Annotated in this window: 10 protein-coding genes; all 10 read right to left on the reverse strand. The window is 39.5% G+C overall.

What is annotated here, in order from left to right; all coding sequences use genetic code 11:
* Positions 1-715 precede the first annotated feature (715 nt).
* A complete protein-coding gene (locus LOS79_RS33115; RefSeq protein ID WP_397386810.1) occupies positions 716-883 on the reverse strand; it encodes a transposase in 168 nt (55 codons plus the stop codon).
* Complete coding sequence (locus LOS79_RS23980; protein WP_397386685.1) at positions 817-1,413, reverse strand: transposase; 597 nt, start codon at positions 1,411-1,413, stop codon at positions 817-819. The genes LOS79_RS33115 and LOS79_RS23980 overlap by 67 nt, the downstream gene beginning before the upstream one ends.
* 213 nt (positions 1,414-1,626) lie before the next feature.
* Positions 1,627-2,601 carry a toll/interleukin-1 receptor domain-containing protein gene (locus LOS79_RS23985; RefSeq protein WP_315412902.1) on the reverse strand — a complete coding sequence of 325 codons (975 nt, stop codon included), beginning with the start codon at positions 2,599-2,601 and terminating at the stop codon, positions 1,627-1,629.
* Positions 2,594-3,727, reverse strand: a complete 1,134-nt coding sequence (locus tag LOS79_RS23990; protein ID WP_315412904.1) for a toll/interleukin-1 receptor domain-containing protein — start codon at positions 3,725-3,727, stop codon at positions 2,594-2,596. Before LOS79_RS23990 ends, LOS79_RS23985 begins: the two co-directional genes overlap by 8 nt.
* Positions 3,728-3,756: 29 nt before the next feature.
* Complete coding sequence (locus LOS79_RS23995; RefSeq protein WP_315412905.1) at positions 3,757-4,431, reverse strand: TIR domain-containing protein; 675 nt, start codon at positions 4,429-4,431, stop codon at positions 3,757-3,759.
* A 37-nt stretch (positions 4,432-4,468) separates the two neighbouring features.
* Positions 4,469-5,926 carry an SIR2 family protein gene (locus tag LOS79_RS24000; protein WP_315412907.1) on the reverse strand — a complete coding sequence of 486 codons (1,458 nt, stop codon included), beginning with the start codon at positions 5,924-5,926 and terminating at the stop codon, positions 4,469-4,471.
* A 75-nt stretch (positions 5,927-6,001) separates the two neighbouring features.
* Positions 6,002-9,139 (reverse strand): type I restriction endonuclease subunit R, encoded by a 3,138-nt coding sequence (locus tag LOS79_RS24005; RefSeq protein ID WP_315412909.1) that lies wholly within the window; start codon positions 9,137-9,139, stop codon positions 6,002-6,004.
* A 22-nt stretch (positions 9,140-9,161) separates the two neighbouring features.
* Positions 9,162-10,550, reverse strand: coding sequence for a restriction endonuclease subunit S (locus LOS79_RS24010; protein WP_315412911.1), 1,389 nt, complete (start codon positions 10,548-10,550; stop codon positions 9,162-9,164).
* Positions 10,540-12,063: a class I SAM-dependent DNA methyltransferase gene (locus LOS79_RS24015; RefSeq protein ID WP_315412912.1), complete on the reverse strand. Its 1,524-nt coding sequence runs from the start codon at positions 12,061-12,063 to the stop codon at positions 10,540-10,542. The genes LOS79_RS24010 and LOS79_RS24015 overlap by 11 nt, the downstream gene beginning before the upstream one ends.
* 16 nt (positions 12,064-12,079) lie before the next feature.
* Positions 12,080-13,507: a restriction endonuclease subunit S gene (locus LOS79_RS24020; protein ID WP_315412913.1), complete on the reverse strand. Its 1,428-nt coding sequence runs from the start codon at positions 13,505-13,507 to the stop codon at positions 12,080-12,082.
* Positions 13,508-13,949 lie beyond the last annotated feature (442 nt).

Below are 13,949 nucleotides of genomic sequence, written 5' to 3' on the forward strand. Positions count from 1 at the left end.
GAGACATATGACGAGTACCAGGACGACTCGAACACATTGGGTTGATGATGATTATCGCGATGACGGAACTTATGTTGAAGGATACGAGCGATGTAATCCTGACAGGGACATATTTTAACAATTTGAATCCTTAGCAACAACCCCGACCTTTCCCTTATTGATCGGGGAGAGGTTGGCGTTGTTGTTTGTATTATTAGGTTAGGTGATACAATTTGAAGCAGAAACTATACTACATTATTCGCCACTCAATACATTCTGATGTGCAACAATAAAAGCCTCAACTCCACTAAGGGAATCGGGGCTTCTCATTTTCTATTAATTCTTCATTATATGTAAGTAATCTTAATCATTTGCACTGTTCATATCCTCATCATATCCATACTCATTTAAACCATCGCCATCATAACCTTCTCTGTCATATCAGCTGTTCATGCTATGCGTGAAATAGAAGTTAAAAAAACAACCTTTTATAAGCTTGTTAGAGAGTATGAACGGCTAGATTGAACTAGGACGACTAAATTCTGAGTTACTGTCCAATCCCCCTTTTTATTGAAATATATATACAAAGGGACTTTATACGTTCCGTGGGATGTTTATTGAAAATCAATTGTATTTACAATTATCACATTTATCCTTTCTCTAATTCCCGCTCCATTTAATACAGTATTTTCAATTAATAATATGTTGAATTTCTTTTATCTCCAGTCATTTTAAATTAATAAATAATTTGGTCATATCCTGCATTCAACATGAAAAATCGAGGCTTAAATCGTTCGACGGTTCGCTTCATGAGTGTAGGTCCCTCATCGCCATCATTCACATGAGCAGGTGTAACGTTGAGGGCAATCGGAAGTTCACTCTTCGTATCGACGGACAGATGCAGCTTATACCCAAACCACTTGACTTTGTTGCCAAACGTATCGAGTTTAACTCCCCAGTTGGCATTGCCGGTGAGTTCGCTTTTTCGCTTGGGTTCTTTTTTCTCGTGGCTGCGCTGTCGATGGCGACATGAGTTCCGTCGATGATTTCAGCTTCTTGACACTGAGCGACAAGATCGTCAAACAACTGCTGAGCAAGGCCTTTGCGAGTCAACTCGGCAAAAACTCGACTTAACGTAGAAATCGAAGGGGCGGGGATGTCCAGCCGAAGTCCACACTGGTAACGGAAGTGAAGGTCAAACTCCAGTCTGCGCGTAAGGCCGGTGAACGTATCGATGTTCTCTAAGGGTGCCGCGAGTAATGCACGAAGAATACCTTGACGGCAGTGTCCGTCCGCTCCTCGGGGTGAAGGATTTCTCAATGGTCTCGCATACGGTCGTAAGTCCTGTGCGCTGAAAAAGATAGGCAATCGCTCTTTCGATTCCATTTTTTGAAGCTCCTCAAAGGAAAACAGACTTTCTTGGAGAATATACATAGGGGACTTCCTCCTCTTGAGTGTTTTGGTGTCGTTACCAAAAAACTTCTCCAAGTTAGGGTGAAGTCCTTTTTTATGCTTGAAAAACCGTTGTGTAACAAGGGCTTAGATTAATGCAAATGCTCGGTTACAAAATCGTCAGGTATTGAGAAATAAGTTTTAGACTGAAAAAGATAACATAATAACTATCCACTATTTACGAGAAAATAATTATTAGACTGAGGATTCTATATCTACATCAGTTGTACTTCTGAATTTAATAATCGTATCTCTTATCTTACTTATAGTAATATCCATGTCCTCATATAAATCTAAAATATGATTCTCTTCAAATCCATTTGGTGTTATTTTTCTATCAAAGTCATCTATTGCAATAGGAATACAAAATAATACACTTTGACTACTTGAATGCATTATCTCTCTTATTATTTTTAATTCATCATAAAAATAACCCTCAGTATTCATAATGGATTTTTCGGAGAAACAAACAATAACAAATTCCGATTTTTCAAGAGCATTCCTAATTTCTTGTTTCCATTTTTCACCAGGCAGTATCTCCTCTGTATCCATCCATACCTTTAACCCATGTTCATCAAGTTTTTTACGCAATTGAGATGTAATATCTTTATCAATTCTTGAATAGGAGATAAATACTTTCGCAGGATTTAATATATGTCTAAGTTCTTTACGCAATATTATCGACTCATTCAACAATTCTCTAACCAAAGTATCTTCCCATATGAAACTCTCCAGTGTAAATATGAGCACTTTCGTAGCATATTCATGAATATCCCATAACTCATTAAGAACTCTACAGGCACGATCGACATCAAATAACTCAAGGTTTTTTCCTTTTCTTAGGTAGTATATGAACCAACCCGCTTGCAAATTTGTTCTCCATGGTTTAATTAAAATAATTGATAGTATTTCGGATAATAATTCAATATCCTCATCTGATTGAGCATTCTCAACTAATTTTGCAAAATGAGTTCGTCTACGTTCTGGTTGTGAAAGTTGATGTAATTCCCAAAACCTCAACAACTCATCAAAATCAGCTGCTATGATACCTATTCCGCCGTGTGTGTTCTTTATTTTCTCTTTTAATTCTCCCCATCCTTGATCAATAAATTCATCATTTTCATCCCACACTAAGCCTTTTTCATACTCATGAATTTTAATGTCAATCACTCCGATTCCATTGAACAATTTCATTCTCAGCATTATAATCAAGTCCTGCAAATAGCATGTCTTCTTCAACTGATAGATTGATACAAAATATTGATTTTCCTAGATTGTTAAAATAATCTAATTCAAAATTAACCCAATCAGACTCAATAGAGTTCTTTGTTTTAACAAATACTAAGTTTCTTGATTGCTCTAACCTTTTTTGTAATACAACCTTTGTATATTCACTGACTAGCTCTCTTTTTAGGAAGTCATTATCACTTGTCCAGTCACAGTATACATTAAGAGAATGCTTATTAAAGGCTTTCATAATCTTCTTTATGATTGCGGAGTCTTTGTAACTATGTGAAATAAATACATCATATACTTTTTTGTTTTGCACATTGTTACTTTCAATTCTATTTAATAAATCGAGAGGAGTCATGTAAAACTGACTTCTCTCTGTCATATATTCTTTTTTCTTTCCTTTATAGTGTTTTCTTAATTTAGCGTAGCTTCCTGTCGATTGTAAGTGCTTAAACGCCATATTCCTAATTTGGTTATTCCGTTCACTATCATTAAGCTTGTAAAAAAACTCAATAACTTTTCTTGATTTATATTTCTGTAGTTCTTTAAATATCTCGAGCTTTCCGTCTATACTTATGCCTTTTTTGTGATAAGCAGCAATAAAGGCATCAATATAAAGTGGTTCAACGTTTTGAATAAGTTCATTAGCTTTAGCAATCTTTTTATTCCTACTTTGAATAGCGCTTTGCCTCTTGGCCTTATAATTATCGAGCCTTTGTTGATAACCATTCTTATCAAAGTTGGCCTTGTGCTTGGCAATCGCCCCCTTAGATATCATGTGTTTGACTTTAGGCAAATTGAGAAAATGTTCTCTCGGTGGATCAGGCTTATATCTGATCTTCTTACCGTTCTTTGATAAAAATGCATCTTTCTTTTTATATTGATGATAACGTTGATCTAATTCCATCCACTCTCTAGGATACAGATCTTGAAATAACTCCAACAGCGTTTCAGCGCTGTAGTTATAAGGTAATACATCAGATAACCGTCTCAATATTCGACTTATAGTCTTATTGATTCGCATTGTTTCACCAACGTACTTTCTTTGGGCTATACCAGGCATACTTGTGGTTCTCCTAATTACGAGTAATTTTAAACACTTTTTCGGATGTTATATTGATCTATATTTTCATTAATGTTATATGCTATTTGAAGATATCCATCGATATTATCAATAAAATCTGACCACTTAACAGAACGAATGTACGAAGACTCCCCTGTGTACACCTTGCTTCCTTCGTTGTGATTACTGCAATCACTATATGTTGGTGACTTAAGGTTAAACATGTTTTCTCTTAAGATTTTAAATAGAGTATTTGTCATCAGCGTCGTACATTTGCAATACGGACATGAGTTGTCTTGAATGAAATATTCATAACCATTATTTGGATCTGGCAAAACAACCGTCAATAAAGCATTAGCGCCACTCGTTCTACCATCTCTCGTTAGCTCTTTCAATGAATATGAAATTTCCCAGGGTATCCACTGATCTTCCTCATTAGTATAAATAGTCTTCATATTTTTAGAAATTAATATGATGGTGATACTACTATCAAAAATTTTTTTCTTCAATCCAGTCCAAATTGTTTCATCTTTAAATTCACTTAGGTCCTCACCATCAGCTTCGCCTTTGTTAATGTGATCATCTTCTTTTAACTTACTTTGTAGCTCATCTACGTAATTTCTTACTGTCGTAAAATAGTTGCCGTTTAAAGGATACACACTGCTGTCAGAATATTTATAAGAAACAAAGATTTTTCTCCCCATAATAAATCACTCCCAAAAGTAAGATATTTTATTAAAATCATCTACCGTTCTTCAGAGTATTAACAATTTTTATTACTCTCTTAATAATTTCATGATGATCATGGTGTGCATGTCCAATGAATTCAAAGTCAGCTTTGAGGGCTGGAAAGTCATTATAATATTTATTGTAATTTCTTATAATCTCTTCCCACAGAATTTTACTCATATAACCTGTAGCTCCAATTGGAATCACTTTAACTCCTTGAGCGACAGCAATATCAAATTCTTTTCTAACACCGTCTGCATCTGCTACATTGCCCTCTTCATCTTTATTTCCAAAAATAAAAATTGCACAACCAACATCTGATATAAAGTCTTGTCTATACTGATTCCATAAATGTGGCAATTCTAAACCATTGGTTGCAAACTGGGGAAATGGCCTTAATATTAAATAATCACTAATTTTTCGTTTATTTGTAGAATAGACATAATCTAATGATCCGTTAATAACAGCACTTCCAACTCCCAGCCCGAATCCAGAAGCAATTTTGAATCCAGCCTTTACAATCTCATGACTCAATGTATGAATAAACAACCGAGCATTCTTCTCATCATTCGTAAATTGTTTATACTCAATAGCACTTCCTGAGATTAATATCTTCGATCTACTATATCGCTGATAAATAGTCTTTAAAATATCGGTAATATCTGAATATTTTTCAACTAACACAGGTTTAATATGATACCTTTCCAAATCCGCACACTTTAGTTCCTGTTTAATCGAATCATACCTAAACTTCTCATCGGCCTCATCTTTTGGGAGATAATTATAATCATCTCTGTTAACCCTTTTAAAGAAGCAAAAATGGTTTCTTCCATCGTGACCCATTAAGACTCTAATTCGACTTAAAATATACTCTAAATCAGGATCTTCAAAGCTATAACCTATAAATAAAAAAGTCTTTGAAATCAAATCTCCCTTAAGCCCAATTGAAAACAGCTGATTATTCTCATGAAACATTTCGTATTCATCTTTTATCAATACAGTTTCATTTGCTCTTTCAATATCTCCATGCATTTTGTAAACAATTGCATCTCTTTTAGGCTTTAGGAGGGCAAGATCCGTTTGTTTTATTTTTACATCGGGGTTTTTTCCAGCTTCACTTAATGACTTTTCAATAAGTCTATCGTAGTTTGTTGTCCAATAAGTATCTATAGGAAGCTGTGCTAATATAATATGGTTGTCATTTATTTTCGCATCCGCAGAAAAATTGTCGATAACTAACTGTGAGAGTCTCTGTCGGCCATTTTTATTAAAAAAATACTGAGCTAGAGAAATTAAATCAGTTTCCTTTTCAATGTCAAGACCGAGTTCCTCTGCAGCTTCTCTAAGAAGTTCCTTCCAATTAACGAACCCTGAGGCTGCTGATAATCCCGCTCCAGCAAAAACTGCAGCATTATCTTCATGAAGAGCCTTGAGGTATTCTTTTATTAGTACTTCTTTATCAGTACCCATCGTATAACTCCTCCTATTAAAAAGGCGCAGCTAAAAAAGAAATTCTTTTAGCTACACCTGATGTCTGTTTGTCTGTTAATATCTAAATTCTTCTGTCTCTGCATGAGCCATCAATTCTGCTTGCTGAATGATGAGGTCTATAGCCATCTTCTCAAGATCCGGCGGGTAACCGTACTTCTTAAGTAATCGTTTAACGGTAATCCGCATCTGGGCCCGGACATTCTCCCGAAGCGTCCAATCCACCTTGATGTTGCTTTTAATAGCTTGGGTTAATTCATGAGCTATTTGCTTGAGAACGAGATCACCCATCAGTTCTTTGGCTGTTTCATTTGAGGACAAGGCATCGTAGAAGGCTACTTCCTCTTTAATGAGTCCAAGATCTTCACCTCGCTTTACGGCAGCGTTCATCTCTTTGGCCATCTGGATCAACTCTTCAATGACCTGCGTTGTCTCGATTGTACGGTTGTTGTATTTACGAACAGCTTCCTCCAGCATCTCGGAAAACTTCTTCGACTGAATAATGCTGACTCTTGAAACAGCCTTCACCTTACCCTGAAGCAGCCTTCTCAACAACTCTACCGCAAGGTTTTTTTGTTTCATCCCGCGTACATTCTCCAGGAATTCATTCGACAATATCGAGATGTCCGGCTTTTGCAATCCGACTGCTTCCATAATATCAATGACTTCGTCGGACATTATCGACTTTGAGATAAGTTGATTTAATTCAGCGTCTAACTCATTCGTCGTCTTCTTCTTGTTTTCCGTCGTGATAATTTTGACAATCCCTGATTTGACAGCCTTAAAGAAACTAATCTCCAAGTTCACTTGCTCTGCAACTTCTGTAGTAGCACATAGAGCATATGCTTTTGCCAACTCCGTCGTCCAATTCACAAAACTACGTTTTCCTTGATCCCCAAGTCCCAGTACATAGTCCACAGCTTCAACGATGGCCTTCATCCGCTCAGAGGCTTTCTCTGAAGCGAATCTAGTAAAGTCATGTCCGTGCAAAAGTTCTCGAATAAGTTGGATTCTCTCAAGCATGAAGTCAACCGCCTGATCTGTATCGATCCCCGCAGTCTTGCGATCATTTTCCGTGTATCGTTGGAGTGCTGATTTCAACATATCCGCAATGCCAATATAGTCCACGATTAGTCCGCCTGGTTTGTCTCGGAACACCCTATTTACACGGGCAATCGCCTGCATTAGGTTGTGTCCCTTCATGGGTTTGTCAATGTACATGGTGTTCATACTAGGGACGTCGAATCCCGTTAACCACATGTCGCGGACAATTACGATTTCAAGAGGATCTTTCAAATCTTTCATTCGTTTTGCCAATTGTTCTCTACGGCGCTTCGTTCCAATATAAGTTTGCCATTCTGCTGGATCACTGGAGGTTCCTGTCATAACGATTTTGATTTTACCCTCGTTGTCGTCATCACTGTGCCAATCCGGTCGAAGCGCGATAATTTCTTTATACAAATCAATAGCAATACGGCGCGACATAACAACGATCATCGCTTTACCATACATGGCACCTTGACGTTGCTCGTAGTGATTGACCATGTCCTTGGCTACTTGTTTGATCCGTTTCTCCGAGCCAGCCAACGCTTCCAACCGCGCCCACTTAGACTTCAGCTTTTCTTGCTGCGTATATTCTTGATACTCCGTAATTTCTTCATACTCATTATCAATGATGGGCTGTTCTGTATCAGATAACTCCAACCGGGCAATTCGGCTTTCATAGTAGATCTTGACGGTTGTTCCATCTTCCACTGCTCGCGTCATGTCATAGATATCGATATAATCACCAAAGACAGCAGGGGTATTCTTATCGGTCAACTCAACAGGTGTACCTGTATAGCCAATATAGGAGGCGTTTGGCAATGCATCGCGCATGTATTTGGCATATCCGTACTTAATGTTTGTCTCATCTTCACCAGTAACCATCTCGGCCTGAAATCCATATTGACTACGATGAGCTTCATCTGCGATGACGATCACATTGCGGCGATTGGTGAGTGCAGGGTACTTTGAGTCGCCCTCTTCAGGTGAAAACTTGTGTACCGTTGTGAAAATAATCCCACCTGACTCCACCGATAACAACTCTTGTAAATGTGTGCGGTTTTCTGCATGTTGAGGGGTTTGACGCAGCAAATCTTTCGACTTGCTGAACGTAGCGAACAGTTGATCGTCCAGATCATTTCGGTCTGTTACGACAACAATCGTCGGATTGTCCATTGTCAGTACTAGCTTTCCGGCGTAAAAGACCATGGATAGGCTTTTACCGGAGCCTTGAGTGTGCCAGATGACACCGATTTTTCGATCCCCTTCTTCCATTGTTGCTCTCTCCGTACACGCTATCGCCTTGTTAGTAGCATGGTATTGGTGGTAACCGGCTAATATTTTGAAGAGATGTTCCCCATCCGTCTGAAACAAGACAAAATGCTTGATAATATCAAGCAGCCTGCTTTTCTCGAACATACCTTTGATCAACACTTCAAGTTGAGGGAGAGAGGAAGAGGCAACATCTTCCCCATCAATCGTCCGCCACATCATGAACCGTTCCTCATCTGCCGTCAAGCTTCCTACACGAGCATTAACACCATCGCTGATGACCAAAAATGAATTATATGTAAAAAGAGATGAGATCGCCTTTTTGTATGTCTGTACCTGGTTGTATGCATCACTAATTCCCACCTCTTCATTGGAGGCGCTCTTCAGCTCCAAGACTGCAATCGGAAGGCCATTCACAAAGACCACCACATCCGGCCGCTTATCCTTTTGATTCTCGATTACTGTGAATTGATTAACGACCAGAAAGTCGTTATTATCTACTCGGTCAGGATGAGTATCGAATAACCAAACCTTCTCTGTTGGATAGTCAACGTTAGTCGCCCGATACTGTACGTCAATACCATCGGTAATCATTTTCTGGAAAGCTTTATTGTTGATTATCAGGCTTGGACTGCGAGGCACTTCAATAATACGAATAGCTTCCTCAATTGCTTCCCTTGGCAGTCGCTTGTTGATTCGAATAAGAGCCTCGCGAAGACGGTCTTTCAGAATAACATCCTGATAGAGCAGCCTTTCCGGGTATTCACCTTCCGGCGATACTTCTGGACCATATGCTTTGTTATAATTCAACTCTTCGAACCACTCTAGTGCAGCTTGTTCCAAGTCGCTCTCGGTGTAGGATGTGGTGTAAAGGGCCATATGATGCGCCTCCCTTGATTAGTTAGTGGGCACTGTATTTCTCACTATCTTCTGCAACCATTGGCAGATCGACAGACTGAGTGTACTCTTGCTCCACAGGCACTCGAATTTCACCAGACATAAGTTTGGGGAGAAGGGTATCGCGGATCTGAGATAACGTTGCAGATTCTTCTCCGATATGCTGAATATTAGTGTGAATTTTGCTAAAAAGTGACGCATACTGATTGATAATATTAATCTCTGGAATTATAATGCGATGTACATTAAACAAACTATTTAAATCCAGATTTTTAATCCCAGTCGTTCCATTCTCATATTGAAACAATAGATCATCTTTATACATACAATTAAGATAGCTATATAAAAACTCTTGGAATCTTGGCTGTGATTTTATAACCCGACAAAAATTTGTGCAAATTAAAGGATGATCAAATTTATCGATAACTTCATTAGTGATGAATGCAGTTCTGCCTGTTGACTGTGTTGGACTCCCACCTGAAACTTCAACGATTATGTCACCAGCAACTAAGGATTTCTTTTCAGCATTTTTTAGCAAAATAAACCGTTGCGGAACTTTACCAGTAGATCCTTTTGCGATTTCAGGAATATCTGCTCCGCGGACACAAGATACTTCTTTAATAAAGTTGCCTACCGGACTATCTTTCCCCCAATCTCCACCTGAAGTTTCTAAGATTATTTCTTGGAAGTTCCCGACCTTCCAGCCCTTAGGAATCAACCCCAATTCACTTTTCTCAAACGCACCACCGCTGGACTTATACGGTTCTCCGTTTTCGTTCGGAAACTCAAAGTCTACAAACCACCGTTTGAAAAGGGCCTGGGCCATTTCTTCAAGGTTTTTGTTGATGGCGTTGTTGAGTTCAATTTTTTTGTCTAGAGAGCAAAGAGTTTTGCTAATTCTATTTTGCTCTCCTAAATCCGGAACCAGAAGTTCAAACTCTTCGATCATCCCCTTTGTTAGGGCTGCTCGAGTCCCCCCCGTTTGGGCAAGTGAAAGCATGAAATTCTGCATTAGCTCATTTGTTAAAAATGACTTCAAAAAAAAGGGATCCAGTTTTGATTTGTCTACTCGTATAATTGCGACATGTTGATTTACTCTTGCAGGTAATATTTCATTAGGGACAATACAGCAACGACAAACAGAGTCCCCAGTGATATTTAAAAGAACATCGTCCTGTTGAACATCAACATTATTCAGTTTCTTTGCTTGTTCATCATCAATATAAGCAAGACCATTATACAAGAAAGTATGGTTATAAATATTTTGACTTCGAATCAAGCTAATACCGGAAGTTTTATAATTTTCTTTCCCACCAGATGGAGTTGCACCACTTCCGATTTTAATGCACAGGTCCTTTAACTTTTTTTTCTCCCAACTTGTTTCAGAAATCAAACCCAATCCCCCCAAACTGCTTGCGAATTTCATCTTCCAAGTGTTTGGACTTGGAGAATTGCTCTGCTAATTCTGTCGTCAGCCGAACCATTTTATCCTCAAATGGCTCGCTATCTTCCTCGATATCTTCGATTCCCACATACCGACCAGGTGTTAAAATATATTCGTGTTCTTGGACTTCTGCAAGCTTCGTGGCTTTGCAGAAACCTTTAACATCCTCGTATTCTCCCGCATCAGCCTGACCACGCCAAGCATGATAAGTATCAGCAATTTTCTTGATATCCTCGGTATTTAACTCTTTATGAGTTCTATCCGACATCTGTCCCATTTTACGAGCATCGACAAACAAGATTTCGCCGCGGCGGTCGCGTAGCCCCTTAGGAGCTTTGTTCTTGGCCATAAACCACAAACAAACCGGAATTTGCGTCGAATAAAACAACTGCCCTGGCAAAGTGACGATACAATCGACCAAATCCTCATTAACTAGCTTACTACGAATCTCTAATTCAGCAGTAGTACTCGTGGACATCGAACCATTGGCGAGTACAAAACCAGCTACACCACTCGGAGCAAGTTTGTTCACCATGTGCTGAATCCAAGCATAGTTTGCATTCCCAGCAGGCGGAGTTCCATAGGCCCAGCGAGCATCGTCAGTCAGTCTAGCCCCGCCCCAGTCACTGATATTAAACGGAGGATTCGCTAATATGTAATCCGCCTTTAAGTTTTTATGCAAGTCATTATGAAACGTATCTGCATGATGCTCACCCAGGTTGCTATCGAGTCCGCGAATCGCTAAGTTCATCTTGCACAATTTCCAAGTCGTCGGATTTGACTCCTGGCCATATACTGCAATATCCCCAAGCTTACCCTGGTGTTCCTCTACAAACTTCTCACTTTGAACGAACATCCCACCAGAACCACAGCACGGATCATAAACACGGCCTTTGAAAGGTTCGATCATTGCTACCAGAAGCTGAACAACACTATTTGGGGTGTAGAACTCGCCACCGTTCTTGCCTTCTGCGCTGGCGAACTTGCTGAGGAAATATTCATATACCCGGCCGAGTACGTCTATAGAACGACTTGCTTCATCACCGACTTTGAATGAGAACAAGTCAATAACTTCTCCAAGCCGCGTTTTATCGAGTGCCGGTCTTGCATAATCCTTTGGCAACACACCTTTGAGTGAGGGATTTTCTTTTTCGATATCGATCATAGCTTGGTCGATGATTTGCCCAATTTCCGGTTTCTTGGCGCTACTCTTAATATTATTCCAGCGCGCATTCTTTGGTACCCAGAAGATATTTGCCGCTATGTATTCATCCCGATCTTCTGGATCTGCATAGGGTTCATTTTTAAGTGCCTCGAATTTCTCTTCAAATGCATCGGATACATATTTCAGGAACAGCAAGCCAAGCGCGACATGCTTGTATTCTGCGGAATCCATACTCCCGCGCAGCTTATCCGCCATGCTCCATAATTTTTCTTCAAATCCTATATTAGCTGTTGCCATGTTTTCTTGGTCCTCCTCAGTATAATTCACCGTAAAGTTGATTTTTCACTTGCTCCCAACGGGTTGTTGCCTCTTGGACAATTGTTTTATATCGCTGTTTCTCTTGAGTGTATCGATTAATCCGATCTATCTGTTTCTCCTTTGTGAGAAGAGGGATTTCGATTTCGGCCACATCTGCAGGATTCAAATTCATGACGGTTGTCCCGCGTTGAAGTCCTTTAATCAGCGTAGATCCCACGGGACTCTCTAGAAATATCTTTGCATACTGACTCAGTATGGTTGATTTAAACCGAATAACGATAATATTCGCAGAAGCGATGATGGTCCCTTCAGACTCCGGGAATACTGCCAGTTTGTTTACTGTTCCCCGGCAGGTCATCACGAGATCACCCGAGAGGATTTCGTAACGTCTAACCTTCCTCTCTTCCTCGTCAATCGTTTCCAGTTCATCAAGAATCACTTCGCCGTCATCTAAATTGGAGATGTTAAGTACTCTAATGGTTCCTGATTTTAAATTTTGCTTTAAAATAGACTTCCCCCGGAAGATCTCTGCGACATCCCGAAGTTTCACCTTAGGAACAGTAGCTTGCTGGAACACGTGTAACAATTCGTGATCTTCTTCCAGCAGCATGTCGATTCGCCAATTCTCCAGCTGTAGAAACTGCTCGACATGAATGGTGATTTCCCGCTCACTAACTAGCGCCATCTTTTGGAGTTGTAATCGTCCTAGAAGTACTTCTTTTGTTGGCTTGTTTCCAAATTCGACTTGATAGGTCTTCATGGAAGTAAAGGGACGAAACAACCCATCTGGAAGCAAATTAATATTACAGACAGGGATTAATTCATTCGTTTGCTTGCGCCAAGTTGCGATGCTCCCCGATTGAAACATCATCCGTGCGGGGAAAGTTACACTAATTCTTCCACCGTCTTGTAAGAGCGGAATAAGATGATTAACTGCCACGCCCTCCGAATCCCGAATCGTCACTTCGTCATCTTCGTCCATTTTCATTCCGAAATTCGGAATGGCTAATATGGCTTCGAATTTTTCAGTTAGCGGCAACGGATGATATATAGATCCTTGAATGACATTGACATTAGGATAAGGTTCAAAGTATACCTTCAGAAGTTTTGCGAAAATATAGTTTTCTGTCAGCAGCGTTAACCTGAACGGCTGCTTGAAACTCTGTGTGTCCACTAACCCTCGAATATATTTCTCTGTCTCCGTAATGAGAAGGGATTGGTAATGATGATGATCACACATAGTTACAAACCTATCCATGATACCAGAATGGACGATGATTCCTCCCGTAACACGATCTTGCTGTAAGGTCTGCAGGGCATATTCCAACAAGTCGATATCCTTTCCAGCTTGATAAAGTTTGTTGAATAAATCCTGATCTCCTGGGAAATGTCCCAATTCTCTCGCGCCTACATGTTCCTTCATCCATCGAAACAATACTTCCGATTCTAGAAGCGTTTGATTAGCTACTTTCTGTTGTTCTAACGCCTTTCTAGTCTGAGTAACTCTTACAGCTTCCCGAAGCAATTGATCCCGGGAGCTAATATCATGAAGTAAACAAATATTCCAGAACGATTCGATCAATTTATCACCCTCTAGCCCTAGGAACTTACACCTAAATAATACCATGCAAACATTTAGTATTGCAATACTAAATGTTTGCATGGTATTATTTGTTTCTCTTGGTTATCCTTTTCGTGAAAGTTGGTACTCAGTGCGTGGGATTAATGTTTACCAAGATCAAGGTTTTTATCAAATCGATTAGAGGCTTATCTTATCAAGCTCCTGTATCCCAACCTAAGTCACGTATTTCGCCTTTCGCATTCTCATGAACTTAATAAATCCGAATCAATTACTAATACCAAAG

Origin of the sequence: Paenibacillus sp. MMS20-IR301 (genome assembly GCF_032302195.1) — a bacterium.
In the GTDB taxonomy this organism is placed as follows: Bacteria; Bacillota; Bacilli; order Paenibacillales; family Paenibacillaceae; genus Paenibacillus_AQ.

Bases quoted from the DNA above. Each gene is read 5' to 3' on its own strand.
- LOS79_RS23980 (WP_397386685.1), bottom strand. From the start codon at position 1,413: ATGTATATTCTCCAAGAAAGTCTGTTTTCCTTTGAGGAGCTTCAAAAA.
- LOS79_RS23990 (WP_315412904.1), bottom strand. From the start codon at position 3,727: ATGCCTGGTATAGCCCAAAGAAAGTACGTTGGTGAAACAATGCGAATC.
- LOS79_RS23995 (WP_315412905.1), bottom strand. From the start codon at position 4,431: ATGGGGAGAAAAATCTTTGTTTCTTATAAATATTCTGACAGCAGTGTG.
- LOS79_RS24000 (WP_315412907.1), bottom strand. From the start codon at position 5,926: ATGGGTACTGATAAAGAAGTACTAATAAAAGAATACCTCAAGGCTCTT.
- LOS79_RS24005 (WP_315412909.1), bottom strand. From the start codon at position 9,139: ATGGCCCTTTACACCACATCCTACACCGAGAGCGACTTGGAACAAGCT.
- LOS79_RS24015 (WP_315412912.1), bottom strand. From the start codon at position 12,063: ATGGCAACAGCTAATATAGGATTTGAAGAAAAATTATGGAGCATGGCG.
- LOS79_RS24020 (WP_315412913.1), bottom strand. From the start codon at position 13,507: ATGAAGGAACATGTAGGCGCGAGAGAATTGGGACATTTCCCAGGAGAT.